Origin of the sequence: Jannaschia rubra (assembly GCF_001403735.1) — a bacterium.
In the GTDB taxonomy this organism is placed as follows: domain Bacteria; phylum Pseudomonadota; class Alphaproteobacteria; order Rhodobacterales; family Rhodobacteraceae; genus Jannaschia; species Jannaschia rubra.
This window is the reverse complement of record NZ_CXPG01000020.1, coordinates 24,471-50,184: the sequence shown is the minus strand read 5'-3', so window position 1 is coordinate 50,184 and position 25,714 is coordinate 24,471. Positions and strand designations below refer to the sequence as shown.

The 25,714-nt window shown below is 68.3% G+C and carries 21 protein-coding genes and 1 pseudogene; 9 read left to right on the top strand and 13 right to left on the bottom strand.

Features of this window, described 5'->3' with window-relative positions:
- The first annotated feature begins 81 nt into the window (after positions 1 to 81).
- Positions 82 to 1,008: an alginate O-acetyltransferase AlgX-related protein gene (locus JAN5088_RS09855; RefSeq protein ID WP_055682651.1), complete on the top strand. Its 927-nt coding sequence runs from the start codon at positions 82 to 84 to the stop codon at positions 1,006 to 1,008.
- 52 nt (positions 1,009 to 1,060) lie between these two features.
- Here JAN5088_RS09855 and JAN5088_RS09850 read toward each other — a convergent pair whose 3' ends face one another.
- From JAN5088_RS09850 to JAN5088_RS09825, 6 genes are all read right to left on the bottom strand, one after another.
- Positions 1,061 to 2,635 carry an ABC transporter substrate-binding protein gene (locus tag JAN5088_RS09850; protein ID WP_055682650.1) on the bottom strand — a complete coding sequence of 525 codons (1,575 nt, stop codon included), beginning with the start codon at positions 2,633 to 2,635 and terminating at the stop codon, positions 1,061 to 1,063.
- Between the two features lie 84 nt (positions 2,636 to 2,719).
- On the bottom strand, positions 2,720 to 3,433 hold the full coding sequence (locus tag JAN5088_RS09845; protein ID WP_055682649.1) for a cytochrome b561 domain-containing protein: 714 nt from the start codon (positions 3,431 to 3,433) through the stop codon (positions 2,720 to 2,722).
- Positions 3,434 to 3,437: 4 nt separating this feature from the next.
- The gene (locus tag JAN5088_RS09840; RefSeq protein WP_055682648.1) at positions 3,438 to 4,310 is read right to left on the bottom strand and encodes a carbohydrate ABC transporter permease; all 873 of its coding nucleotides are present in this window, start codon (positions 4,308 to 4,310) and stop codon (positions 3,438 to 3,440) included.
- On the bottom strand, positions 4,307 to 5,224 hold the full coding sequence (locus JAN5088_RS09835; RefSeq protein ID WP_055682647.1) for a carbohydrate ABC transporter permease: 918 nt from the start codon (positions 5,222 to 5,224) through the stop codon (positions 4,307 to 4,309). The genes JAN5088_RS09840 and JAN5088_RS09835 overlap by 4 nt, the downstream gene beginning before the upstream one ends.
- A 55-nt stretch (positions 5,225 to 5,279) precedes the next feature.
- The gene (locus JAN5088_RS09830; RefSeq protein WP_055682646.1) at positions 5,280 to 6,608 is read right to left on the bottom strand and encodes an extracellular solute-binding protein; all 1,329 of its coding nucleotides are present in this window, start codon (positions 6,606 to 6,608) and stop codon (positions 5,280 to 5,282) included.
- Between the two features lie 31 nt (positions 6,609 to 6,639).
- Positions 6,640 to 7,704 (bottom strand): ABC transporter ATP-binding protein, encoded by a 1,065-nt coding sequence (locus tag JAN5088_RS09825; RefSeq protein WP_055682645.1) that lies wholly within the window; start codon positions 7,702 to 7,704, stop codon positions 6,640 to 6,642.
- Positions 7,705 to 7,806: 102 nt separating this feature from the next.
- Between JAN5088_RS09825 and JAN5088_RS09820 the strand changes: the two genes are divergently transcribed.
- On the top strand, positions 7,807 to 8,826 hold the full coding sequence (locus JAN5088_RS09820; RefSeq protein WP_055682644.1) for a LacI family DNA-binding transcriptional regulator: 1,020 nt from the start codon (positions 7,807 to 7,809) through the stop codon (positions 8,824 to 8,826).
- Here the strand turns inward: JAN5088_RS09820 and betA are convergent.
- From betA to betI, 4 genes and pseudogenes are all read right to left on the bottom strand, one after another.
- Positions 8,823 to 10,478: a choline dehydrogenase gene (gene betA, locus JAN5088_RS09815; protein ID WP_055682643.1), complete on the bottom strand. Its 1,656-nt coding sequence runs from the start codon at positions 10,476 to 10,478 to the stop codon at positions 8,823 to 8,825. The genes JAN5088_RS09820 and betA overlap by 4 nt on opposite strands.
- Positions 10,478 to 11,938 (bottom strand): betaine-aldehyde dehydrogenase, encoded by a 1,461-nt coding sequence (gene betB, locus JAN5088_RS09810; RefSeq protein ID WP_055682642.1) that lies wholly within the window; start codon positions 11,936 to 11,938, stop codon positions 10,478 to 10,480. Before betB ends, betA begins: the two co-directional genes overlap by 1 nt.
- Before the next feature lie 78 nt (positions 11,939 to 12,016).
- Positions 12,017 to 13,525 (bottom strand): annotated as a pseudogene (gene betC / locus JAN5088_RS09805) (choline-sulfatase).
- Positions 13,522 to 14,094, bottom strand: coding sequence for a choline-binding transcriptional repressor BetI (betI, locus tag JAN5088_RS09800; RefSeq protein ID WP_074962450.1), 573 nt, complete (start codon positions 14,092 to 14,094; stop codon positions 13,522 to 13,524). Before betI ends, betC begins: the two are co-directional and overlap by 4 nt.
- 144 nt (positions 14,095 to 14,238) lie before the next feature.
- Between betI and JAN5088_RS09795 the strand changes: the two genes are divergently transcribed.
- Genes JAN5088_RS09795 through choV form a run of 4 tightly spaced genes read left to right on the top strand, consistent with a single transcriptional unit; the run spans position 14,239 to position 17,468 of the window.
- Positions 14,239 to 15,144 (top strand): choline ABC transporter substrate-binding protein, encoded by a 906-nt coding sequence (locus JAN5088_RS09795; protein WP_233489782.1) that lies wholly within the window; start codon positions 14,239 to 14,241, stop codon positions 15,142 to 15,144.
- Positions 15,145 to 15,193: 49 nt separating this feature from the next.
- Positions 15,194 to 16,027, top strand: coding sequence for a choline ABC transporter permease subunit (gene choW / locus JAN5088_RS09790; RefSeq protein ID WP_055682640.1), 834 nt, complete (start codon positions 15,194 to 15,196; stop codon positions 16,025 to 16,027).
- Positions 16,024 to 16,437 carry a GFA family protein gene (locus tag JAN5088_RS09785; RefSeq protein WP_055682639.1) on the top strand — a complete coding sequence of 138 codons (414 nt, stop codon included), beginning with the start codon at positions 16,024 to 16,026 and terminating at the stop codon, positions 16,435 to 16,437. Before choW ends, JAN5088_RS09785 begins: the two co-directional genes overlap by 4 nt.
- Positions 16,434 to 17,468, top strand: coding sequence for a choline ABC transporter ATP-binding protein (gene choV / locus JAN5088_RS09780; RefSeq protein ID WP_055682638.1), 1,035 nt, complete (start codon positions 16,434 to 16,436; stop codon positions 17,466 to 17,468). The genes JAN5088_RS09785 and choV overlap by 4 nt, the downstream gene beginning before the upstream one ends.
- Here the strand turns inward: choV and rfbA are convergent.
- Positions 17,465 to 18,358 (bottom strand): glucose-1-phosphate thymidylyltransferase RfbA, encoded by an 894-nt coding sequence (gene rfbA / locus JAN5088_RS09775; RefSeq protein ID WP_055682637.1) that lies wholly within the window; start codon positions 18,356 to 18,358, stop codon positions 17,465 to 17,467. The two genes, choV and rfbA, sit on opposite strands and share 4 nt — an antisense overlap.
- A 283-nt stretch (positions 18,359 to 18,641) precedes the next feature.
- On the opposite strand from rfbA, the gene JAN5088_RS09770 reads away from it, so the two are divergent.
- Together JAN5088_RS09770 and JAN5088_RS09765 are read left to right on the top strand one after the other, a co-directional pair.
- Complete coding sequence (locus JAN5088_RS09770) at positions 18,642 to 20,081, top strand: mannose-1-phosphate guanylyltransferase/mannose-6-phosphate isomerase (RefSeq protein WP_055682636.1); 1,440 nt, start codon at positions 18,642 to 18,644, stop codon at positions 20,079 to 20,081.
- 129 nt (positions 20,082 to 20,210) lie between these two features.
- Positions 20,211 to 22,796 carry a calcium-binding protein gene (locus JAN5088_RS09765; protein ID WP_055682635.1) on the top strand — a complete coding sequence of 862 codons (2,586 nt, stop codon included), beginning with the start codon at positions 20,211 to 20,213 and terminating at the stop codon, positions 22,794 to 22,796.
- An 18-nt stretch (positions 22,797 to 22,814) separates the two neighbouring features.
- Here JAN5088_RS09765 and JAN5088_RS09760 read toward each other — a convergent pair whose 3' ends face one another.
- Together JAN5088_RS09760 and JAN5088_RS09755 are read right to left on the bottom strand one after the other, a co-directional pair.
- Positions 22,815 to 23,489, bottom strand: a complete 675-nt coding sequence (locus JAN5088_RS09760; RefSeq protein ID WP_055682634.1) for an ABC transporter ATP-binding protein — start codon at positions 23,487 to 23,489, stop codon at positions 22,815 to 22,817.
- Positions 23,486 to 24,754 (bottom strand): KpsE/RkpR family capsule polysaccharide export protein, encoded by a 1,269-nt coding sequence (locus JAN5088_RS09755; RefSeq protein ID WP_233489755.1) that lies wholly within the window; start codon positions 24,752 to 24,754, stop codon positions 23,486 to 23,488. The genes JAN5088_RS09760 and JAN5088_RS09755 overlap by 4 nt, the downstream gene beginning before the upstream one ends.
- Before the next feature lie 112 nt (positions 24,755 to 24,866).
- On the opposite strand from JAN5088_RS09755, the gene JAN5088_RS09750 reads away from it, so the two are divergent.
- A complete protein-coding gene (locus tag JAN5088_RS09750) occupies positions 24,867 to 25,664 on the top strand; it encodes an ABC transporter permease (protein WP_055682633.1) in 798 nt (265 codons plus the stop codon).
- Positions 25,665 to 25,714: the final 50 nt, after the last annotated feature.

The window sequence follows — 25,714 nt, the reverse complement described above, 5'->3', positions numbered from 1 at the left end:
TCGAATGGACGGTCGGCCCGGCGATGCGGGCGTCAAAAAGGCAGCGGCGTCCGTTCGGAAGGCTGCGGCGGGAGCATGACAATGAACGTACCGACCCACGTGCATGAAGGAAAGAACGGCTATCTCTTTCTCGGGGGCGGCCGTCATTCCGTCTTCGACCTGTTCACCGGGAAGACCGGACCGAGCCGGGCGTCGAGGGAGACGTTCTACGACAACCTTTCAAGACGTGCGGCCCTTTGCGCGGCCCGCGGCATCGACTTCAGGATGGTGATATTTCCCGAGAAGTGCCGTGCGCTCCGAAAGCACCTCGTCATGGGTGACGAAATCGAGTCGGTATTCCTCCGGGATTATGCGTCAGGGGATGGGTCCGACTCCAGGATCGTCTACCCCATCGATCTGCTGGACGGCGAGGATCGCTGTTTCACGAAAACCGACACGCATTATTCCAGCGCGGGGTTCCTCGCCATCGCCAGACGCCTGGCCGAAACCTGTCATCCCGAGGTGGCCGATGCGGTCGGCGCACGGCTGGAGGCGGGAATGGGCGATGCACGGCCCTACAGCGGCGATCTCGGCCGGGCCTGCGTTCCGCCCCGGTCGGAGACGGTTCCGCGCTTCCATCCCGATCCCGACATCGTGCAGGAGACCAACGGGGTCGAAAGCGGCAACGACGGGTTGCTCCTTATCCAGAAGAACGCCGCTGCACTGACCGAAAAGACGCTCCTGATCTTCGGAGATTCGTTCTTCCGGTTGATGTTGCCTTACCTCGCGCCGCTTTACCGCAGGATCATCTTCTGTCGCACGCGGTTCTTCCACGACGAAATACTGGCCGCGACCTCGCCGGACATCGTGTTCTCCGGCATGGCCGAGCGGTATCTGTCGGACTGCCGCCCCGATGGCCAACGGGACCACTTTCTGAACATTCCGCTGGTTCTCGGAAAACGAACGGCGCCGACGCCCGGTTTCGCCGCGCTCTGGCAGGAGGCGACGATCCGGGCCCAACTGATCTGACCCCATGCAAACGGGGCCCCGAAGGGCCCCGCGATCACTGGAAGGGTCCAGCTCAGTTCATGGTGAAATGCTTGAACTTCGGCTGGTCCTCCGGGTCCACCTCGGTCTGGATGGCGTCGGTCATGCCCCAGTTGAGGACCTGGTGATGGAGCGGCAGGTAGAGCTGTTCCTCCTGCACGCGCTGCCAGATCTCGTCGATGGCTGCGTTGCGGGCCTCCAGGTCGACCTCCGAGGCCAGCGCCTCGATCTTGGCGTCGAGTTCCGGGTCCGAGAAGCCGGTGGGGTTCCAAGATCCCCGGTCGCCTTCCTTGGTGTGGACGAGGAAGTTGAAGACATACTCGCTGTCATAGGTCGGGACGCCCCAACCCAGCATGTAGAAGTCGGTCCGGCCGTTCTCGATCAGCGGGAAGTGCAGCGCCTTGGTCTGGGCGTTCAGGTTCACCTTGATGCCGATCTGGCCCAGCATCCCCGCAACCGCCTGGCAGATCGCTTCGTCGTTGACGTAGCGGTCGTTGGGGCAGTCGAGTTGCAGGGTGAAGCCGTCCCCGTAACCCGCTTCCTCCATCAGGGCCTTCGCACCCTCGGTGTCGGCCTCGGTGATCTGATCCAGTTCCTCGGTCCAGCCGTTGACGAAGGGGGGCGCGATCATGCCCGCGGGCGCCGATTGGCCGCGCATGACGACCTGCTGGATGGCGGCACGGTCGATGGCCATGTCCATCGCCCGGCGGACGCGCACGTCCGACAGGGGGTTCGCGCCGTCGACGCTGTCGGTGGTCAGGTCGTCGGCGCCGATGTTCATCCCGAGGAAGATGGTCCGGTTCTGCGGCGTATCCTTGACCACGAGTCCGCCCGTGCCGTCGACGCGGCCCAGATCCTGCACCGGCACGTCCTGGATGAAATCGACCTCGCCCGACAGGAGCGCCGCGACGCGCGTCGCCGCGTTCTGGATGGGCGTGAACTCGATGCGGGTGACGTCCATGGGAAACTCGCCCGCGCCCCAGTAGTCGGGGTTCTGCTCGAGCACCGTCCTCACGTCCGCCTCGCGCGAGGTGAGGGTGAAGGGGCCTGTCCCGTTGGTATTGGTGGTGGCGAAGGTCGTCTGGCCGTCGGCGAAGTTCTGGACCTCGGTGACGTCGTTCTCCTCGGCCCAGCCCTTGTCCATGACGAACAGGTTGGTGAAGTTGTTGGGCAGGATCGGGTTCGGTCCGTCGGTTACGAATTCCACCGTCAGGTCGTCCACGGCGCGGACGTCCTCAATCGAGGTCAACAACTCCTTCATGGCGGAGTTTTCGGATTGCGCGCGCTTGAAGCTGAAGACCACATCCTCGGCGGTGAGGTCCGCGCCGTCGTGGAACTTGACCCCCTCGCGCAGCTTGAACGTCCAGATGTTCGGGTCGTCCTCGTTCACCGACCATTCGGTCGCCAGGGCAGGCTCGAAGGCGCCGGTGGTGTCGCGGATCAGCAGTGGCTCATAGATCTGGTGGTTGAGGGTATGCGTCGGGCCTTCGTTCTGGGCGTGCGGATCCAGCGTCAGCGCGTCGCCCGCGCGGGCCCATCGCAGCGTCTCGGCCGAGGCCGCGCCGGCGGCGAGGGATACGATGGTGACAAGGGCAGTGGTGCGAAGCATCTCGTGGCTCTCCTGATGGAAACGACCCCCGTGCCGGGGTCTGTGCGCGGGATGGGACCACCCTTTCGCGCCGCGCGCAAGCCGTCAGCCGTCCGGCCCGCGCCCGCGCCGCGCGTTCCCGGGATGCATGGCGTCCGGGCCCCAGATCGCGACATAGGTGTCGATCACCATCCCCCGCCGCTGGAACAGGATGAACAGCACCGCCAGCACCGCCCACCATCCGGGCAGGACGATCCACATCCACATGGGCGCATTGGCCTGCCACATCCCCGTCAGCACCGCGAGGATCGACAGCCCGAGGGCCGTGTATCCCGCCGTCTTGTGCAGTACCTCGAATGCGAGCCTGCGGGGCGTCATGTCGTAGTGGTCGCCCCGAAGGCCGTGGCGCCGGTCGGTTGGCCCGCCCATGGTGCCGCGCAAGCCCGCCGAGACGAGCTGCATCACCCCCAGCCAGAGAACGCCCCATCCGAAGGCATGGTGCACCCAGATCGCGGCGGTCAGCGACCGCGTCGTCTCGGGCCGCATCAGCACCAGCCACAGGCCCAGCGTCATCAGAAGCAGCGCGCCCACCTGCGCCGCGACATGGCTGCGCCACCAGACTAGGTTGTTGACCTCCTCCGGGAACCTCTGGCGCGGCAGGACCTTGAAGAACCGTGCCGCGATGATGCCCGCGGGCACGAGGAACCCCCAGGCCACCACCATGACGCGCCCGTGATACTTCAGATGCCAGCCGAGGTCGTGCGGCCGCCCCGCGTCGATCGGGGTCAGCAGCCAGTCGAGGAGGGTCGGGTCGGCCATCGGCTCAGCCCTTGACGGCACCGGCGGTCATCCCGGTGATGATCTGACGGCTCGCCACCAGGGTGAACAGGATGGGCGGAATGGCCAGCAGGGTGCCGGTGGCCATGATGACGCCCCAGTCGATGTCGTATTCGGTCAGCGAGTTGACGATGGTCACCGGCACCGTCCGGGTCGATCGGTCGGCCAGCGCGTTGGCCAGCAGGAACTCGTTCCAGGCGATGCGGAAGGTGAAGATCGCAGCCGCCGCAAGCCCCGGTCGGATCAGCGGCAGGACCACCAGAAAGAACGTGCGGAACGGCCCCGCGCCGTCCATCCGCGCGGCTTCCTCCAACTGGATCGGCACCTGCACGATGAAGCTCTGCAGGATCCAGATGACGAAGGGCAGGTTCATGGCCACGTAGACGAGGACGATCCCGTAGAGCGTGCCGTCGATGCCGAACTGGAACGTCCAGATCCCGAAGACCGGGACCAGCAGGACGGCGGGCGGAACCATCCGCACCAGCAGCGTCGTGAGCGACGTGACCCCCCGGCCCATGAAACGGAACCGCACCAGTGCATAGGCCGCCATGCAGCCGAGGATCAGCGTGATCGCCGTGGCCGCGACCGAGATGACGAGGCTGTTGACCAGCGCCCGCCCGAAGGTCTTGTCGCAGCGGCTTATATGCTCGGGCTCATAGGGCAGGAAGTTGCAGAGCGCCGTCTCGTAGTTCCGGATCGTCGGCGTGAACAGAAGGCTTGCCGTGGGCGAGGTGATGTCGACGTTCAGCTTGAGCGAGTTGGACACCATCAGGACGATCGGGCCCAGCGCCATGAACGCCAGCGCGAACAGCAGGGCGTAGAACGCGGGGCCGGGGCGTCTGGTGGCGGGGGTGCTCATCCGACCTCGATCTCCCGCGCGCGGGCCAGCCGGGCGGTGCGCGCCTCGGTCAGGCGGGTATAGCCGAACATGGCCAGCGTCAGGACCAGCAGCAGGATCAGCAGCAGGTTCGACATGGCCGCGGCATAGCCCAGCTCGCGGAACTCGGACGCGGTGCGGCTGATCCGCAGGGCGAGAATCTCGGTGGAAAGACCCGGCCCCCCGTTCGTCAGCACCAGGATGACCTCCAGCACCTTGAAGGCATCGATCATCCGCAAAAGCGCCGTCACGATCAGCACCGGCATCATCAGGGGGATCTTGATGTGCCGGATCATCTGCCAACCGGTCGCCCCGTCGATGCGCGCCGCCTCGATCGCGCTGCGCGGCAGGGATTGCAGCGCGGCGAGCGACAGGATGAAGATGAAGGGCGTCCACTGCCAGACGTCCGCGATCACGACCGAGGCGAAGGCCCAGTCCCCGTCCGACAGCCAGGGCGCCGACGGCAGGCCCAGATCGTCCAGCACGCGATTGAACGTGCCGACGGTGGGGTGGTACATGTACCGCCACACCAGGCCCACGACGATGGGTGCGATCATCATCGGCAGGATGAACACCGTCCGGAGCAGGGTCATGCCCCGGAGTTCCCGATCGAGCAGCAGTGCCAGCCCCACGCCCAGCACCATCTCGAACGCCACGACGATGGCGGCGAAGCGGATCGTTACCCAGAAGCTCTCGCGGAAGGCTGCGTCGCCCAGCAGATCGACGTAATTGCGAAGGCCCACGAAATCGGCCTCGCCGATCCGCTGGCTGGGGTTCCAGTCGAGAAACGACGCCCAGATCATGTAGCCGATCGGATAGAGCAGCGCGACGGCCATCACCGCCACCGCCGGAGCGAGGAACAGGTAGGGCGTCAGTCTGTTCGCGTTGGCGAGCATCGGGGCTCCGGGCCAAAGGGGTGGAGCCGGCCCCGGGCGGGGGCCGGCGGTCGGGTCATTCGGCGGGCGACCAGGTGTAGTATCCCGCTTCCTCCATCGTGTCGCGGGTCCGCTCCGCCACGCCGTCGAGCGCCTCCTGCGGGTCGAGCCCTTCGGTCAGGACCTGGCTCATGGTGGTGCCGATGTCGGCGTTGATCGACCCCCAGACGGGGATGATCGGGCGCCAGTCAGGATCGGCGAACTTGAGCGCCTCGCCGAAGGTCTCGGAGTAGGGATACTTCGCATTCAGCTCCGGATCGGCATAGGTCGAGAAGCGCGAGGGGTTGCCGCCCTCCATCGCCACCGCAAAGTCGCCCTCCTTCGATGTAAGCCATTGCAGCAGCAGGAACGCGGCCTCCTTGTTGGGCGCGTTCTTCGGAATGGCGAGGCCGAATCCCCCGGTCTGGCTGGCCCGACGCTCGCCCATCGGATGCATGACGTAGCCCACCTTGCCTGCGACGGTGGACTCGCTCGGATCCTCGAAGCCGGCCGCAAAGGCGATCGAGTCGAGGAACATCGCCGCCTGCCCCTGCTTGAAGGCCGCCGCCGCCTCGGCCGGGCCGAAGGTGGTTCCGCCTTCGGGGCCGCAATCGACGATGGTCTTGAGCGCATTGGCCGCCGCGACCCCCGCCTCGTCGTTGATCACGGGCTCCCAGGCGTCGTCGAAGACCTTGCCGCCCAGGGGGGCGAGGTGCAGCAGGAACGCGTGGCTTGCCTGATGGCCCGACGCCGCGCGCGACGCCATGCCGCCGACGCCGGGCTCCAGTTCGGGGATCCGGCAGGCGAGGTCCAGAAGCTCCTCGTAGGTGTCCGGCGGGGTCAGGCCGTGGCGTTCGAAGATGTCCGTGCGATAGGCGAGGATGCTCGTCTCTGCCCCGAAGGGCACGCCGTAGGCGCTGCCGAGCTGGCCGGGCAGGTATCCCTTGGCACCACCCGCCACGCCGATGTTCTCGACATAGCCGGGGATCAGGTCGGCCTGGTCGTAACCGGGATCGGCCAGCCGCGGGTTCATGAAATACCGCGCCAGGTTCTCCAACTGGTCGGCATAGACGTAGTCGGCCTTCGAGAAGACGACGAAGGCGATCAGGTCGTAGTCGCCTTCGTCCTTCGTCAGCTCCAGCGTCTGGCGCTCGCGCATCTTGAGATACTGGAGCTGGTCCACCTCGACCTCGATCCCCGTCTCCTCGGTGAATTGGTCGAGAACGCGGATCGCCGCGTCGTAATGCGGATGGGCGGGAAAGTTCACCACCAGCGTCGTGCCCGCATATTCCTCGTACGGGTCGGCGCCCGCCGCGCCCGCGATGGCCACCGCGATGGCCGCTCCGGTCAGTTTCCAGTGTCGCATGTCTTTCCTCCCTTGTGTTCCCGGCAGGGCGTCAGAGGCGCGCGCCGGTCTCCCTGTCGAACAGCATGATGTCGTCGGTCAGTATGCCGAAACGCCGCGTCTCTCCTGTCGGGATGCGGTCCTCGCTGGCGATCTCGGCGCGCATTTCCGCCGCCCCGCAGCGTGTCACCAGCACCGATTGCGCGCCCAGGTATTCGGACACCACCACCCGCAGGTCGATGGGCGCCCCGCCGTCGAGCACGATGTGCGAGGGGCGGATGCCCACCTCGACCCGGCGGCCGGCCGCGGCCTCGGCCCGGCGGGCGAGCGGGGCGGGCAGGAGCAGGTCGAAGCCGTCGCCCGCCACCCGGTCGCCCGTGATCTCTCCGTCCAGGAAGTTCATCGCCGGGCTGCCGATGAAGCCCGCGACGAAGCGGTTGACGGGGTTCGCGAACAAGTCCTCCGCCGTGCCTTGCTGCTGGATCGTGCCCTCGTTCATCACGACGATCCGGTCGCCCAGGGTCATCGCCTCGATCTGGTCGTGGGTGACGTAGATCATGTTCTTGTCGATGGTGTCGCGCATCTCGGCCAGCTCGGTCCGCATCCGGGCGCGCAGCTTGGCATCTAGGTTCGACAAAGGCTCGTCGAACAGGAACACGCCCGCATCGCGCACCATCGCCCGCCCCATCGCCACCCGCTGCCGCTGCCCGCCCGACAGCTCCGCCGGCTTGCGCTCCAGAAGATGCGCGATGTTGAGCATCTCGGCCACGCGCCGGACCTCGGAGTCGATCCTCGCCTTGGGCTGCCTCGCCAGGCGCAGCGCGAACGACATGTTCCGCGCGATATTCATATGGGGATAGAGCGCGTAATCCTGGAACACCATCGCCACGTCCCGATCCTTCGGCTCCAGCTTGCCGATGGCGCGATCGTCGAACCAGATCTCGCCCCCCGACAGCGTCTCGAGCCCGGCGACGAGGCGGAGCGTCGTGGACTTGCCGCAACCCGAAGGGCCGACGAGGACGGTGAATTCCCCGTCTTCCAGCGTCAGGTCGAGAGGCGGCAGGACAAGCGTCCTGCCGAAGCTCTTCTCGACCCTGTCGAACCTGATGCGGGGCAACCCGGACCTCCCCCGTGATGCATGCACCATCCTTCCCGGTGGACGCCCGCAGGGGAAGATGGCAACTTCGGGATCGACGTTAACGTTAACGCTGGGAGAGACATGCCGCGCGGCCGGTCGACCGACACCATCGGCATCAACGACGTCGCGCGGGCGGCGGGCGTGTCGCTGATGACCGTCTCGCGGTCGATCCGGGGCGTCGACGGCGTGTCGGACGCCACCCGGCAGCGCATCGTGCGTCTGGCGCGCGAGATGGGATACTTCCCGAACTCCGCCGCCCGCGCGCTGGCCGTGACCAATTCGACCCTGATCGGGATCTCGCTGCCCACGCTCCTCAACGACGTCTTCGCCGACGTCCTGTCGGGGATGCGGCGGACGCTCGACCGGGCGGGCTATTCCTCGGTGATGGACACCAGCGACTACGACCCCGCGCGCGAGCGCGAGTGGGCGGAGCGGACGCTGGCCTGGCGGCCCGCCGCGCTGATCCTGACGGGCACGACGCATGACCCGGCCCTCCGCGCCCGCCTGCTGCGCGAACGCCTGCCGGTGCTGGAGATCTGGGACGTCACCGACGACCCGATCGACATCTGCGTGGGCATCGACCATCTCGACGCCGGGCTGACGCTGGCGCGGCATGTGGCAGCGCTCGGCTATCGCAGACCCGCGTGGGTGGGCGCGCCGCCGGGGCTGGACCTGCGCGCGGACCAGCGGTTCCGCGGCCTCGTCCGCGCCTTCCGCGACGTGGGCGCGCGGGAGGTGCGCCGGGTGTCGGTCACGGGCGGCAACAGTTTCGTCGCAGGCGCCGGAGGGTTCGGACAGCTCGACCTGCGCGACCGGCCCGACGTGGTGTTCTTCCTGACCGACAACATGGCCTTCGGCGGGATGATGGCCGCACAGAAGGCCGGGCTGTCGGTGCCCGACGATATCGGCATCGTGGGGTTCAACGGGCTGGACCTGACGACCGTCCTGCCCCGTCCGATCACCACGATCCGCACGCCGCGGCGCCAGATCGGCGTCACCGGAGCCAAGACGCTGCTGGCCCGGCTCAATGGGTTGCACCCCGACGCGGTGACGCGCCTGCCGTGCGAGTTGATGCCCGGCGCCACGGTGCGGATGCGCTAGCGCTGCGCGACCCGCCAGGCGGGGTTGACCCACGGCTCCGCATCCGACGGCGGCAGGCTGCGGCCCAGGATGTGGTCCGCCGCCTTTTCGCCCACCATGATCGTGGGCGCGTTCAGGTTTCCGTTGGTGATGCGCGGAAAGATCGAACTGTCGGCCAGGCGCAACCCTGTCACCCCGATCACGCGGCACTCCGGGTCGACCACGGCGCCCGGGTCGTCGACGGCCCCCATGCGACAGGTGCCGCAGGGGTGGTAGGCCGATTCGGCATGCTCCCGGATCGCGGCGTCCAGATCGTCGTCGGTCCGCACGTCCTCGCCGGGCTGGATTTCGTGCCGGCGGAAGGCGGCGAAGGCATCCTGGGCGAAGATCTCGCGCGTGAGGCGGATGCAGGTGCGGAAATCGGCCCAGTCCTGCGGGTCGGACATGTAGTTGAAGCGGATGCGCGGGGCGTCCCGCGGGTCGGCGGAGCGAAGCGTCACGTCCCCCCGGCTGGCCGACCGCATGGGCCCGACATGGGCCTGGAACCCGTGCCCCTCGGCCGCCGCCTGCCCGTCGTAGCGCACGGCCAGCGGCAGGAAGTGATACTGGATGTCGGGGTATTCGACCCCCGGCGCCGACCGCACGAAGGCCGCCGACTCGAAATTGTTCGTGGCCCCCGGCCCCGTCCGGGTGAACAGCCAGCGCGCCCCGACCCAGGCCTTGCCGGTCAGGGTCCAGTAGCGGAACAGCGTGATGGGCTGGCTCGCCGCCATCTGGACGTAGATCTCCAGATGGTCCTGAAGGTTCCGCCCCACCCCCGCCCGGTCGGCGCGCACCGCGATGCCGTGGTCGCGCAGATGGGCGGCGGGGCCGATGCCCGACAGCATCAGAAGACGGGGCGAGTTGATCGGGCCAGCCGCGACCACGACCTCCGCCCGCGCCTCGACCAGCCGTCCGTCCGCAAGGCGCACGCCGGTGGCGCGGTTGTCGGTGAACTCGATCCGCTCCGCGAGACCGCGCACCACGGTGCAGCGGCCTGTGGCGCGGGCGGGACGCAGGTAGGCGTTGGCGGCGGACCAGCGGCGCCCCCGCCAGACCGTCTGCTCCATCGGGCCGAAGCCTTCCTGCTGGCGGCCGTTGTAGTCGTCCGTCACCGGATACCCAGCCTGCCGGCCCGCCTCGACGAAGGCATGATAGAGCGGGTTCAGCCGCGTGCCCCGCGTCACATGCAGCGGCCCGTCGGCGCCCCGCCAGTCCGGGTCGCCGCCATGGCCGCCGTCGTGCCAATGCTCCATCCGCTTGAAATAGGGCAGGACCTCCGCGAAGCCCCAGCCCCGCGCCCCCGCGTCGCGCCAGTGGTCGAAGTCGCGGGCGTGGCCGCGGACATAGACCATGCCGTTGATGCTGCTCGATCCGCCCAGCACCTTGCCGCGCGGCGTGGCGAGGATGCGGCCGCCCAGATGCGGCTCCGGTTCGGACCGGAACCCCCAGTCGTAGCGCGGCATGTTCATCGGAAAGGACAGCGCCCCCGGCATCTGGATCAGCGGTCCGGCATCGCTGCCGCCGTATTCGACCACTAGGACGGATTTCCCCGCCTCGGCCAGGCGATAGGCGATGGCGCAGCCCGCGCTTCCCGCCCCCACGACGACATAGTCCGCGACGGTCGCCGCCATCAGAAGGCCGCCTCGACCCGGCCCATGCTGACATAGATCGTCTGGGCCTCGGTGAAGTGGTCCATGGCCATCCGTGCGTTCTCGCGCCCGATGCCGGACGCCTTCGACCCGCCGAAGGGCATCCCGGCGGGCGTCAGGTTGTACTGGTTGATCCAGACGGTGCCGGCCTGCATCGCGCGCGCCACGCGGTGCGCGCGGGCCAGGTCGCGGGTGAAGACGCCGGCGGCCAGGCCGAACTCGGTCGCATTGGCACGAGCGATGCCCTCGGCCTCCTCCGCGAAGGTAAGGACCGACATGACCGGCCCGAAGATCTCCTCGCGCACGCAGGCCATGTCGTCCGTCAGGTCCGTCAGCACCGTGGGTTCCATCCAGAAGCCGTCGCGCGCCATGCGGTTGCCGCCCGTGGCGACGGTCGCGCCTTCCGCGCGGGCGCGGTCCAGATGGCGCAGCACGACGTCCATCTGCGCCCGCGTGGTCATCGGGCCGAAGTTCGTCGCCTCGTCCAGCGGATCGCCGGGGATGACGTTCGACAGACGCGATTTCAGCCGGGCGAGGAACCGTTCCGCGATGCCGTCCTGCACGAAGACGCGCGTGCCGTTGGAACAGACCTGCCCCGACGAATAGAAGTTGCCGTTGATCGCCGCCGACACGGCGTCGTCCAGATCGGCGTCGTCGAAGATCAGGATGGGGGACTTGCCGCCCAACTCCATGGTGACGTGCTTCATGTTCCCCGCGGCCGCCGCCGCGACGCGGCGCCCTACGGGCACCGAGCCGGTCAGCGACACCTTGGCCACGCGCGGATCGGTCGTCAGGGCGGCACCCACCTCGCCGGCGCCCTGCACCACGTTGAACAGGCCCGCGGGCAGACCGGCCTCAGTCAGTATCTCGGCTACCTTGAGGGCGCAGAGCGGGGTGGATTCGGACGGCTTGAACACCATCGCGTTGCCGGTGGCGAGCGCCGGCGCGGCCTTCCAGCAGGCGATCTGGGTCGGATAGTTCCAAGCCCCCAGCCCCACGCAGACACCCAATGCCCGGCGGATCGTATAGGCCCAGTCGCCGCCGAACTGAATCGCCGTGCCGGTGACATCGGCGGCCAGACCGCCGAAATACTCCAGCGCATCCGCACCGGATGCGGCATCGGCCACCAGCGTCTCCTGCAGGGGCTTGCCGGTGTCGAGCGTCTCCAGCACCGACAGCTCCCGGTTCCGCGCCCGCATGATCTCGGCCGCCCGGCGCAGGATGCGGCCCCGGTCCGCGCCGTCCCTCGCCGCCCATTCCGTCTGCGCCCGCGCGGCGGACGCCAGCGCGCGGTCGATCGTTTCCGACGTCGCGGCGTGGACGGTGGCGATCGTCTCGCCAGTCGCGGGATGAATGACGGGAATGGGCGCGCCCGCCGTATCCTCGACATATCCACCGTCGATGTAATGGCTTGCAACAGGCTGTGCATCGGGTCTTGTCATCGGATCTCCGGTCGGGGGCCCAGGCCCCGTCTTTTGCATTTCATGTATCTCGGGAAGCGCGAGCGCTGGTCCCGCCCCCTATTTCCCCCACGGAAACCGCTGGCTCTCCTCCGGGACGTTCAGGTCCATGCGGTTGCGCATGGACCGCTCGCTGGCCACGCGCATCGGGTGCCAGTCCCAGGGGTAGTGTCCGCCCTGCCGCAAGGCCTCGTCGGCGACGCAGCGACGCACCTGGCTCTCGCGCACGTCGCGTCGAAGCGTGCAGGGTTCCACCTGGTGCCGGCCTTGGCGCGGAATCGCTCCAGCGTGTCGCGATGTTGCGGATCGCCCGAAAGGTTCGTCGGTTCGTGCGGGTCGGCGTGGAGGTCGAACAGCTGTTCGGCGTCGAGGTCGCAACGGGTGTATTTCCGCTGCCCCTGCCGCAGCGCGACCAGCGGCGCGAAGCCGCCTTCGGCCGCGTATTCCATCGCCACCGGCGTATCCCGCACCCCGCCCTGCCCCAGGGGCACGAGGCTTTCGCCCCGTGGTCCAGGGCGCCACCTCCGACGTGTCCACCCCGGCGAGGTCGCAGAGCGTCGGACAGACGTCGATGTTGCTCTCCGGCGTGAGGTCCGGCCCCGGCTCCATGCCCGGCGCGCAGATCATCATGGGCACGCGGGCGGAGCCTTCGAGGAAGGACATCTTGTACCACAGCCCCCGCTCCCCCAGCATGTCGCCGTGGTCGGAGACGAACAGGATCACCGCCTCCTGCCGCGTGTCGTCCAGCACCTTCAGGATCTCGCCCACCTTGGCGTCCGGATGGCTGATGTTGGCGAGATAGGCGCGGCGGGACCGGCGGACGTCTTCTTTCGTCACGTCAAAGTCGCCCCGGTCGTTGGCGTCGAGGATGCGCTTCGAATGGGGATCGTGATCCTCAGGGGGCATTTGGGGGACCTGCGGCGTCAGGTGCCCGCAGTCAGCGTAAAGGTCCCAGGACTCGTGCCGGGCGACGTAGGGGTCGTGCGGGTGGGTGAAGCTGACGGTCAGGCACCATGGCCGAGGGTCGTGGCCGCGCCCATGGTCGCAGAGCCGCATCCGGGCGTGGTGGCAGACCTCGTCGTCGTATTCCATCTGGTTCGTGGTCTCGGCCACGCCGGAGCCGGTGCCGGACCCCATGTTGTGATACCACCAGTCGATCCGCTCGCCCGGCTCGCGATAGTCCGGCGTCCAGCCGAAGTCGGCGGGATAGATGTCGGTGGTCAACCGCTCCTCGAACCCGTGCAGCTGGTCGGGGCCGACGAAATGCATCTTGCCCGACAGGCAGGCCTGCCAGCCCGCCCGGCGCAGGTGATGGGCATAGGTCGGAATGTCGGGGGCGAACTCGGCCGCGTTGTCGTAGACGCGGGTCCGGGACGGCAGCAGGCCCGACATGAAGCTGGCCCGCCCCGGCGCGCAAAGGGGCGAGGCGGCGTAGCATTTGCGGAACCGGCGCGACCGGGCGGCGAGGGCGCGGAGGTTCGGCGCATGGAGCCAATCGGCGGGACCGTCGAGGAACAGCGCGCCGTTCGGCTGATCGACCATGAGGATGAGGACGTTCGGACCCGTCATGCCCCGAGCCCCCGGTCGATATAGCCCAGCACCAGCGCCGTGGAGGCCTCGCTCGTCATCCCGTCCGCACGCAGCGCCTGACGCACGTAGAGGCCGTCGAGCATCGCGCCGATGCCTTCGGCCAGAAGTGCCGGATCGGGGGTCAGCGGGCGCAGCGCGTGGATCAGGTTCGACCGCAGCCGCGCGTGATAGACCTGCAGCAGGCGACGCGTGTCGGGGCTGCGCTGCGCCTGGACGTAGAAGTTGAGCCAGGCGGCCACCACCTCGTCGCGGAAGTTCGCGGGCGCAAAGCTGCACCGCACGATGGCCTCCAGCCGCGCGCGGGGGGTGGGGGCCTGATGAAGGGCATCGCGGACGGCCGTGCCGTAGACCGACAGGACGTGGCGCATGGCGGCCAGCAGCATCCGGTCCTTGGACCCGAAGTAGTGGTGCGCCAGTGCCGGCGACATGCCGGCGCGCCGGGCGATGCGGGCCACGGTGACGTCGGCCGTGCCGCAGGCCGCGATCTCGGCGATGGCGGCGCGGACGAGGTCGTCGCGACGGCGGGGTTCCATTCCGGTGCGGGGCAAAGCACTATCCGGTCAGTTGCAAGGCGGCGGACCGTTATCTTGATTGATCCGCCAGTCAATAAAAACCGCCCGAGAGGCGAACGTCAACAACCGGGAGAGTTCCGAATGATCCGCATCCTGTCCGCCGCATCCGCCCTGACGCTCATGTCGGGCGCGCTGACCGGCGCCGCTTACGCGCAGGCCAACCCCGCCTGCTCCGACGTCACCCTGGCCGACGTCGGCTGGACCGACATCACCGCGACCACCGCCGTGGCGACCACCCTGCTGGAGGCGCTGGGCTACGACACCGACGTCAAGGTGCTGTCGGTGCCCATCACCTATACCTCGATGGCCGAAGGCGACATCGACGTCTTCCTCGGCAACTGGATGCCCACGATGGAGGCCGACATCGCCCCCTACCGCGAGGCGGGAACCGTGGACGTCGTGCGCACCAACCTGGAAGGCGCGAAGTACACGCTGGCCGCCAACAGCGCGGCGCGCGACCTGGGCATCGCCTCCTTCGAGGACATCGCCGCCAATGCCGACGCGCTCGACGGCAAGATCTACGGGATCGAGCCGGGCAACGACGGCAACCGTCTGATCCAGTCGATGATCGAGCAGGACGCCTTCGGCCTGGGCGGCTTCGAGATCGTCGAGAGCAGCGAGCAGGGGATGCTGGCGCAGGTGGACCGCCTGACCCGGCGGGAGGAGCCCATCGTCTTCCTCGGATGGGAGCCGCACCCGATGAATGCCAACTTCGACCTGACCTATCTGGAGGGTGGCGACGATTTCTTCGGCCCCGACCTGGGCGGCGCGACGGTGTTGACCAACACGCGCGCGGGCTATGTCGCGGACTGTCCGAACGTGGGGCAGCTGTTGCAGAACCTGGAGTTCACGCTGGCGATGGAGAACGAGATCATGGGCGCGATCCTGAACGACGGCGCCGACCCGGAGGACGCGGCCGCGGACTGGCTGCGCGCCAACACGGGCGCGCTGGACGGCTGGCTCTCCGGGGTGACGACGCTGGACGGCGGCGACGGCCTCGAGGCCGTGACGGCCGCGCTCGAATGACCTGCGGGGGGCCGGGCGCGGCCCCCCTTTCCCCGCGCCGGAGCGTCCGATGGATTGGCTGACCGACAACAAGATCCCCATCGGCAAATGGGCCGCCTCCTGGTTCGACTGGCTGCAGGACGTGGGCCAGCCGTTCTTCGACGGCCTGGCCCGCGTGATGGAGGCGATGATCGACGCCATCCTCTGGCTCCTGCAGACGCCGCCCGAACTGGTCGTGATCGCGGTCTTCGTGGCGCTGACCTGGTTCGCGCAGAGGTCGTGGAAGGTCTGCCTGTTCGTGGCGCTCGGGTTCCTGTTCGTCCTCAACCAGGACTATTGGGAGGAGACGACGGAAAGCCTGACGCTGGTCCTGTCTGCCTGCCTCGTCTGCATGGCCATCGGCGTGCCCATCGGCATCGCTGCCGCCCACCGCCCGCGTCTCTATTCCTGGATGCGGCCGGTGTTGGACCTGATGCAGACGCTGCCCACCTTCGTCTACCTGATCCCGGCCATTGTGTTCTTCGGCATCGGCATGGTGCCGGGCCTGATCGCCACGGTGATCTTCGTGCTGCCCGCGCCGATCCGGCTGACGCATCTGGGCATCTCCTCCACCCCCCGCGCCCTGACCGAGGCGGCGCAGGCCTTCGGCGCCACCCCGCGCCAGACGCTGTGGAAGGTCGAACTGCCCTATGCCATGCCGCAGATCATGACGGGGCTGAACCAGACGATCATGCTGTCGCTGTCGATGGTGGTCATCGCCGCGCTGGTGGGCGCCGACGGCCTCGGGGTGCCGGTGGTACGCGCGCTCAACCAGGTGAACACGGCCCTGGGCTTCGAAAGCGGGTTCATCATCGTCGTCGTGGCCATCATGCTCGACCGGATGCTGCGGATGGAGCGGCGGTGATCCACCGGGGCGCCTGTCACTGCGGCGCGGTCCGCTTCACCGTCCGGCTGACCGACGGCATCGAAACCGCGCGGCGATGCACCTGTTCCTATTGCGCCATGCGGGGGTCGGTGGCGGTCAGCGCCCGGCTGGACGACATTGCCGTCCTGCAGGGCGAGGAGACGCTGACGCGCTACACCTTCAACACGGGGGCGGCGCAGCACTTCTTTTGCCGCATCTGCGGCATCTACACGCATCACCGGCGCCGGTCGGAGCCCGACGAATACGGCGTCAACCTTGCCTGTCTGGACGGACACGACCCCTTCCTTCCCGTCGTTCCGGTGATGGACGGGCAACAGCACCCCCGCGACACCGGCGTCTCCCGCATCGCGGGCCACCTGCGTTTCGAGCGGGTCGAGGACAACGCATGACCAGGCCCGCCGTCGAGTTCGACAACGTCTCGATCGTCTTCGGGGACCGGCCTGAAAGCGCCCTGCCGCTGATGGACCGGGGCATGACCCGAGCCGAGATCCAGCAGGAGACGGGGCAGGTCCTCGGTGTCCACGACTGTTCGCTGACGGTGGAGGAGGGCGAGATCCTCGTTCTCATGGGGCTGTCGGGGTCGGGCAAGTCGACGCTGCTGCGCGCCGTCAACGCGCTCAACCCGCTGGTGCGGGGCGAGGTGCGAATCGACGACGGGGAGCGGATGGTCTCCGTGACCCACGCGAAGAAGGCCGAGTTGCGCCGTCTGCGCCAGACCCGCGTCGCCATGGTGTTCCAGCAGTTCGGCCTGCTGCCCTGGCGGCGGGTGCGCGACAACGTGGGCCTGGGGCTGGAGCTGGCGGGCATGGGCGCCCGGGACCGCAATGCCGCCGTGGACCGGCAGCTCGAACTCGTGGGCCTGACCGACTGGGCGGATCACAAGGTGGGCGAGCTGTCGGGCGGGATGCAGCAGCGCGTGGGCCTGGCCCGGGCCTTCGCCACCGACGCCCCGATCCTCCTGATGGACGAGCCGTTCAGCGCGCTCGACCCGCTGATCCGCACCCGGCTTCAGGACGAGTTGCTGGAGCTTCAGGCCCGGCTGAAACGCTCCATCGTCTTCGTGAGCCATGACCTGGACGAGGCGTTCAAGCTGGGCCAGCGCATCGCGGTGATGGAAGGCGGCCGCATCGTGCAGGCCGGCACTCCGTCGGACATCTTCACCAACCCAATCAACGACTACGTCGCCGATTTCGTGGCCCACATGAACCCGCTGGGGGTGCTGACCGCGGCCGACGCGATGACCGACGGCCCCCCCGGCACGGGCGAGGCGATTCCGGCCGACATGCCGGTGCGCGACCTGATCCGGCTCTGCGCCATGCGCGACGGCCGCATCCCGGTGCAGCGGTCCGGCCGGATCGTCGGGGCGGTGGACCGGCAGGGCCTTCTGGCGCGGCTGGCGCGCCAGGCCGTCCGGGCCTAGGCTGTCCTCGCCTCATCGGTCAGGTTGCGCAAATAGGCGCCATAGCCGTTCTTGGAATAGCGGCCCGCCTGATCGAGCAGGCAGTCCCGGTCGATCCAGCCCGCATGGAAGGCGATCTCCTCCAGGCAGCCGGTCTGCAGGCCCTGCCGCTTCTCCAGCGTGCGCACGAAGTTCCCCGCGTCGAGCAGGCTGCCGTGCGTCCCGGTGTCGAGCCAGGCATACCCCCGGCCCATCCGCTCCACCGACAGGGCGCCGTCGTCGAGATACATCTGCAGAAGCGACGTGATCTCCAGCTCTCCGCGCGGGGAGGGCGCGATGTCGCGGGCGCGTGCGGGCGCCGTGCCGTCGAGGAAATAGAGCCCCGTCACCGCATAGTTGGACGGCGGCACGGCGGGCTTCTCGATGATCTGGCGCGCGCGTCCGTCGGCGTCGAAATCGACCACGCCATAACGTTCGGGGTCGGCCACCTGATAGCCGAAGACGGTGCCGCCGTCCGTGCGCGCATCGGCGGCGCGCAGGATCTCGGGCAGGCCGTGGCCGAAGAACACGTTGTCGCCCAGCACCATGGCCGAAGGCGCGCCGTCGAGGAATTCCTCCGCCAGAAGGTATGCCTGCGCCAACCCGTCGGGCGAGGGCTGGGCCACATAGGTCAGCCGCAGACCCCACTGGCTACCGTCGCCCAGGGTGCGCCGGAACTGGGCCTGGTCCTCGGGGGTGGTGATGATCGCGATCTCGCGGATGCCCGTCAGCATCAGGACCGAGATCGGGTAGTAGATCATCGGCTTGTCGTAGACCGGCAGAAGCTGCTTCGACACGCCCGCGGTCACGGGATAGAGCCGCGTGCCCGATCCTCCGGCCAGGATGATTCCCTTGCGTGCGGTCGTCGTCATGTCTTGTCTCCGGGGCAATTGGGGCGGCGGGCCGCTCGGGCGAGGCCATAGCCACGCCTCGCCCGAGCGGCAAGGCGGGCGCGCGGGACGCGCGCAAGAACGTTTGCGCGCGTGGGGGCCCGGCGCGGCGGAACCCTTGCAGAGCGACGCCATCGGCATCCAGATCGTGACGCGGGGGCCACGTCGCGCATTCGGACGTCCCGCGTTAAGGAACGCTTAACCAACTCTCGGCAACCCTCGTCCGAACCCCGGAAAACCGGGGATTCGGACGGGGAACGGCACCATGACGACGACGATCACACCGGTCATCCTGTGCGGGGGCGCGGGGACGCGGCTCTGGCCCCTGTCGCGGCGGGACCATCCCAAGCAGTTCGCGGCCATCGTGGGCCAGGGCAGCCTGTTCCAGCAGGCTGCGCTGCGGCTCGCGCAGCCGGGGTTCGCGCCGCCCGTGCTGGTGACGAACGCCGATTTCCGCTTCACCGTCACCCAGCAGCTTGCCGAGGTCGGGGTCGACCCCGGCCCCGTGCTCCTTGAGCCGGAGGGCCGCAACACTGCCGCGGCGTTGCTGGCCGCGACCATCGCCGTCGCAGCCGCCGACCCTGATGCGCTCGTCCTCGCGGTTCCGTCGGACCACCGCATCGCCGACGACGCGGCCTTCCGCGCCAGCGTCCGCCGCGCCGAGCCGGCTGCGCGGGCCGGGCGCATCGTGACCTTCGGCATCCGGCCCGACCGCCCGGAGACGGGCTTCGGCTACCTCCATCCTGATGGGCCGCTGACCGCGCGGGGCGCGCCACTGCGCCGCTTCGTCGAAAAGCCCGCGCGGGCGGAGGCCGAGGCGATGCTGGCCAGCGGCGTCTTCCTGTGGAACGCGGGCATCCTGCTGTTCCGCGCCCGGGTGATGGTGGAGGCGTTCCGCCGTCACGCCCCGCACATCCTCGACCGCGTCAAGGCGGCGATGGCGACCGCGCGCGCGGACCTGGGCTTCCTGCGCCTGGGCGAGGCGCCGTGGCGCGACTGCGAGGACGTCTCGGTCGACTATGCGGTGCTGGAAAAGGCCGGCAACCTCTGGGTCACGGCGCACGACGGCGACTGGTCCGATCTTGGCGGATGGGACGCGGTGCGCCGCCTGTCCCCCGCCGACGGCCGGGGCGTGACGACCGAGGGCGGGGCACATGCCTTCGACTGTCGCGACACCTATCTGCGGGTGGAGGGAAGCGACCAGCGGCTCGTCGCGCTCGGGCTCGACAATGTGGTGGCGGTGGCGATGCCCGACGCCGTCCTGATCGCCAGTCGCGACCGCACGGGCGAACTGGGGCCCATCGTCGCGAAGCTCCGGGCGGACGGCGTGGCGCAGGCAGACAGCTTCCCGCGCGAGCGTCGCCCCTGGGGCTATTTCGAGACGCTGACCCAAGGAGAGGGCTTCCGCGTCAAGCGCATCGTCGTCGACCCCGGCGCCTCGCTCAGCCTGCAGAGCCATGTCCACCGGGCCGAGAACTGGGTCGTCGTCACGGGCACGGCCCGCGTCACCATCGGTACCGAGGAGCGGCTGGTGGAGCAGAACGGCTCCGTCTTCATCCCGCAAGGGGCGCGGCACCGGCTGTCGAACCCCGGCGAGCGGCCGATGGAGCTGATCGAGGTTCAGACCGGCAGCTATCTGGGCGAGGACGACATCATCCGCTATGCCGACGACTACGCGCGCTGTCCGGCGGGCCTCACCGCCTGAATTGTCCTAAAAGACGGTGCTGTTGCGTCTCGAATGGGCGCGATTTGCCCAATGTTGGCCGCAAGGATGGCCCGCAGCCTCCACTTATGACGCTGACCAAGGTTCCGACCTCTTATCGGAACCTTCACCATGGCCTTCCTCATCCACCGCGGACAGCTTGCCCCCGCCACCGATACGACGGGCAGCGGCATCGTCGACCTCCAGATTCATCGCCAAGGCGGAGAGATCTTCCTCCAGTCGCTCAGCCTTGTGGACCACGGCATCCAGACGCACGGGCTGGACGATGACGTCCTGGGGCGGGACGTGGACTTTCGCGACATGCCCCGCTGGCTGTCGTCCTTCGGGATGAAGGGGATGGCTTCGGTGACGGTGCAGGGCACCTCCTACGTCTTCATCGACAGCACCTGGACCGATGACCTCATCACCTTCGACGTGGGCGACGGCGGCCACCTCGGCCGGTGGGGCGTGCTGGAGAACGCGGCCGCCTTCGACGGCCCCCTGACCGGGGCGGCGACGGCCCGGACGGCGGGGGAGCAGTTCGTCTATGTCTCGCAACGCGGGGTGGCCGGCCTGACCGGGTTCCACATCGGCGACGATCTGGAGCTGAGGCAGGCGGGTGCGGTGACGGGCGACATGCCGGGGGGCGACGTCCTCGACATGACGTCGGTGGACGTGGGCGGCGCCACCTTCCTGCTGGCGGCGGTGAACGGGACGAATGCGGTCATGGCCTTCGGCGTGGGCACGGACGGCGCGCTGACCGAGACGGATCGCCACGGTCATGACGACGGCCTCGGCCTGTCGATCCCCACCGTGCTGCGGACGGCCGTGGTGGGCGGCGTCACCCATGTCCTCGTAGGTGGCGCAGGCAGTTCCTCGATCAGCGTGATGCAGCTGGATGCCGACGGCACGCTGACACCTACGGAACATCTGCTCGACACGCGCGACACACGGTTCGCCGGGATCACCGCGCTGGAGACGGTCATGGCGGACGGTTGGACCTTCGTGCTGGCGGGCGGGGCCGACGACGGGGTCAGCCTGTTCCTGCTTTTGCCCGACGGTCGGCTGCAACACCTCGACACGCTGGCCGACGATCACGGGACGAGCCTCGCCAACGTCTCGGACATCGCGGCGGCGGTCGTGGGCGACGAGTTGCAGGTCTTCGTGTCCAGCCAGGCGGAGGCCGGGATCTCACAGTTCGTCCTGTCGCTCGCGGGCATGGGCAAGCTGCGGACCGGGTCCACGGGGGGGGACGTCCTGACCGGAACGGCAGGCCGGGACGTTCTCTGGGGCGCGGCGGGGGACGACCGTCTGACCGGGGGCGACGGTGCCGACATTCTGATCGATGGCACGGGGCGCGATACGATGACGGGTGGGGCGGGGGCGGACATCTTCGCCCTTTCGGCGGATGGGGAGGTGGACACCGTGGCGGACTTCGACCCGGCACAGGACCGGCTCGACCTGTCGCGGGTCGAGGCGCTGCGCGATGCATCCTCGATCACGATCGAATCCACCGCCACCGGGGCGATCCTGACCTTCGGGGACGAGACCATCGTCCTGCGGTCGCATCATGGCGGCACCCTGCGGATCGACGCGATCCTGGCGACCATCGATATCGGCGCGGCGTCGCGCGGGCCACTGGGCAACGTCACACCGCTGCCCGGCGTCGAGCCGCCTCAGGTCAAGCCGCCCGAACCCGAGCCCGAGCCCGAACCGCCCCTTGGCGACACCCTGACCGGCACCGACCTGGGGGAGCTGCTGGCGGGCAGCGACGGCGACGACATGCTGATCGGCAACGGCGGCAACGACACGCTGGACGGGGGCCGCGGCGACGACACGCTGATCGGCGGGCCGGGGGCCGATCGCCTGATCGGGGGGGAGGGGTTCGACTCGGTAGACTACCTAGGGTCGCGCAAACCGCTGAAGTTCGACCTTCTCGATCCGTCCTTCAACGCGGGCGACGCCGCAGGCGACCTGTTCTTCGACGTCGAGGCCTTTCGCGGCGGGCTGCGCGACGACGACCTGCGGGGCGACGACCGCGACAACCTCATCAACGGCTCCTGGGGGAACGACTTCATCATGGGGCGTGGCGGCGACGACATCCTCATCGGCTCCCGCGGGCGCGACACGCTGCGCGGCGGTGAGGGCAACGACGTCCTCAACGGAGGCGAGGACGACGACGTCCTGATGGGGGAGGATGGCGACGACCGTCTCGTGGGCGAGGACGGCGACGACCTGCTCGACGGAGGCGACGGTCGCAACAAGCTGATCGGCTATGGCGGGAACGACACGATCCTCGACGGCGCCGACGATTCGACCCTGTTCGGGGGCGTGGGCGGCGATCTTCTGTCCGGCGGCGCCGGCAGCGACCGCCTGCTGGGGTATCACGGCGACGACACCCTGATGGGCGGTGCCGGGCGGGACACGATCGCGGGCAACGACGGGAACGACCTGCTGACGGGGGGCGATGACCGCGACATCTTCGTCTTCCAGGCGGGCAGCGGCCGGGACACGATCACCGATTTCACCCCGCGCCACGATCGGCTGTTCATCGACGATGCCTTGGTGGACGGCCTGACCGACCCGACCGAGATCATCGCGCGATACGCCCATGTGGCCGGCGGTCAGGTGACCTTCGATTTCGGGGACGGCAACAGCGTGACGCTGCAGGGGATCGGGTCGCTCCACCATCTCGACCACGGGATGCTGGTCGTCTAAGGGCCTCGGACCCCGTCTTCAATCGTCGTCGGGGGCCACGGCGTTCATGTTGCGCTCATGCGCGGCGATGCCCTCGTCGATGCTGTCGTAGTAGGTCATATGCCCCCGCTCCAGCACGGCGGCCGCGTTGCAGATGCGCCGGATCAGGCCCATGGAATGGCTGACGACCACGGCACCCGACCGGCGCAACCGGTCGTTCATCACCGCCTCGCTCTTGACCTTGAAGGCCGCGTCGCCGACCGACGTCACCTCGTCCACGAGGTAGGTGTCAAAATGGATGCCCATGGATACGGCAAAGGCCAGCCGCGACCGCATCCCCGAGGAATAGGTCCGGACCGGCTGATCGAAATGGCCGCCGAGTTCGGCGAAATCCGCCACGAAATCCAGAAGCTCGTCCGTATCCACGCCATAGACGCGGGCCACGAAACGGACGTTCTGCGCGCCGCTCATGTCGGGGTGGAAGCTGCCCTGGAATCCCACCGTCCAAGACACCGACCCCGTGGTGCGGATCGTCCCCTGATCGGGCCGGATCGCGCCCGAGATCATCCGCAGAAGGCTCGACTTGCCCGCGCCGTTGCGCCCCAGAAGGGCCACAGACCGCCGCGGCGGAAAGACGGCCGAAATGTTGTCGGCGATGACCTTCCTGCTGCCCGACAGGTGGAACGTCTTGCAGACGCCGTGGAACTCGATCATCGACGGTCCCGCAGGGCGTAGAACACCAGAACCATCAATGCCCAGAGCCCGAACAGCACGAGAAACACCCCGCCCAGCAGGACCGCGCGTTTGGGGTAGATCGACGCTTCGGCGAGGCTGGGCGGCGAATAGGCGGCCAGATAGCGGCTCTTGCGGCGCGCTTCGGCCAGCGCCGCGTTATAGGCGGTCTGCGCCGCGGTATAGGCCTGCTGCGCAAACTCCAGGTCGGCCTGCAACGTCTCGAACTGGCCGATCACGTCGGCATAGGCGTCCGGCCCTTCCGTCCCCACGGCGCCCAACTTGGCGCGCTCCTCCTCGATGCGGGACTGGATCACCGAAATCTTGCGGCGCGCGCTGTCGAGACGCGGATCGCCCTCGCGCGTGGTCGAGCCGAGCAGGTCCAGCTCGATAAGTGCGGAGGCGAGCTGCGCCTGGAGCGAATTGACCAGACCCATCTGTCCCTGAAGGTCCGCGGCCGGATCGACGATCTGCTTCTCGTTGCGGAACGACTGAAGAAGTGCGCGCTGCGTCCGCAGGTTCTCCTGCGCCAGTTCCAGCTCCTCGCGGGCATATCCGATGGTGTCCTCGCGGGCGATGGCCGACAGCTCGTTGATCATGTCGCTCGACTCCTCGAAGATCGCGCGCGCGATGGCGCGGCTGTCCTCGGGGTCGAAGCTGCGGATCTCCAACTCGATCAGGCCGGTTCCGGCATCGTAGAGGATGCGGACCATCCGCGACCAGTAGTCCGACAGCTCCTCGATGGTTGCGTCCTCGGACAGGGTGAAGATCGGGTCCGACTCGGGCTTGCCGTAGATGGCATACAGGTCAAGCCGCGCGTCCACGGCCCGGATCAGGCCCTGGCTCTGGATGAACTCGTAGAGGATGTCGGTGTCCGACGACGAGGTGCCCCCCAGGCTGGAGATCCCGCCCAGAAGCTCGATCGCCGATCCGCCTTCCTCGCGCCGGACGGTGAAGCCGACGGTCGAGGCGTATTGGTCGGCCGCCCGGAACTCGAGGTAGAGCCCCGCGATCAGGGTCGGCACGACAACGATGAGAAAGAAGCTCAGCGCCATGAAGACGTGCCGCCGCCGCATCCGGGCGCGCCGTGCCGCGGGCGCAACCTCGATCACGCGGACCTGTGCGGCCTGTTCGGCGGCCCTGTCCTTCTGCGCCTGGAGCCTGCGGCGGCGCAGGCGCTGCTCCTCGGTCAGGCCGGGGGCGTCCACCGGGCTGGCGCCGTCGTTCTGACTGGGGGTGGCCGACATGAAGGTCTCCGCGTCCGGGCGCTGTATTACCGACAGCGCATCGACTAGAGGGGTTATCCAAAGCGGTCGGATCATTCCAGACCGTATGGTTCAACTCGCCGGAGCCGTCCCGATGATCCGATCCGCCGCCCTGCCGCGCCGCGCCAGGGGTTTCCGCTTCTTCCGCAGCGTCGCGGCCCTCATCCTGCGCGAGATGGGCTCGACCTACGGCCGCTCGCCCGGGGGCTACATCTGGGCCATCCTAGAGCCGGTGGCCGGCGTGGCGCTGCTCACCCTCGTGTTCTCGATCATGCTGCGCGCACCGCTTCTGGGCAGCAACTTTCCTTATTTCTATGCCTCGGGCTTTCTGGTCTTCATGCTCTACAGTGCGGTCGCAGGGTCGCTCATGTCGGCGGTGCGCTATTCGCGGCAGCTCCTCGAATATCCCTCCGTGACCATCGTCGACGCGCTGGTCGCGCGCTTCCTGCTGGCGGCGTTCACGCAGCTTCTGGTCATGGCCATCATCATGTCGGGCATCATCTGGTGGTTCGACCTGCGCCCGATCCTGACCTGGTCGGCCATCGCCAACGCGCTGGGCATGGCCACCGCCTTCGGCGTCGCGGTGGGGGTCTCGAACTGCTTTCTCATCTCGATGTATCCGCTCTGGGAACGGGTCTGGGCTGTCCTGAACCGGCCCGTGTTCCTCGTATCGGGGATCATCTTCCTGCCCGAGAACGTGCCGGAGCGGTTCCGCGACCTGTTGATGTGGAACCCCCTCATGCACATCACCTCCGAGATGCGGCGCGGGGTCTACGGCATCTACGACGCGGTGCATGTCGATCCGGTCTACGTCTACGGCCTGTCGTTCTTCCTGGGGCTTCTCGGGCTCTATTTCCTGCTCAACTACCACAAGGACATCGTGCTGCGCTGAGGCCAGATCGGCGTTGCATCGGCGGTGCGGGGCGGGTTAGTCCCGCCCGG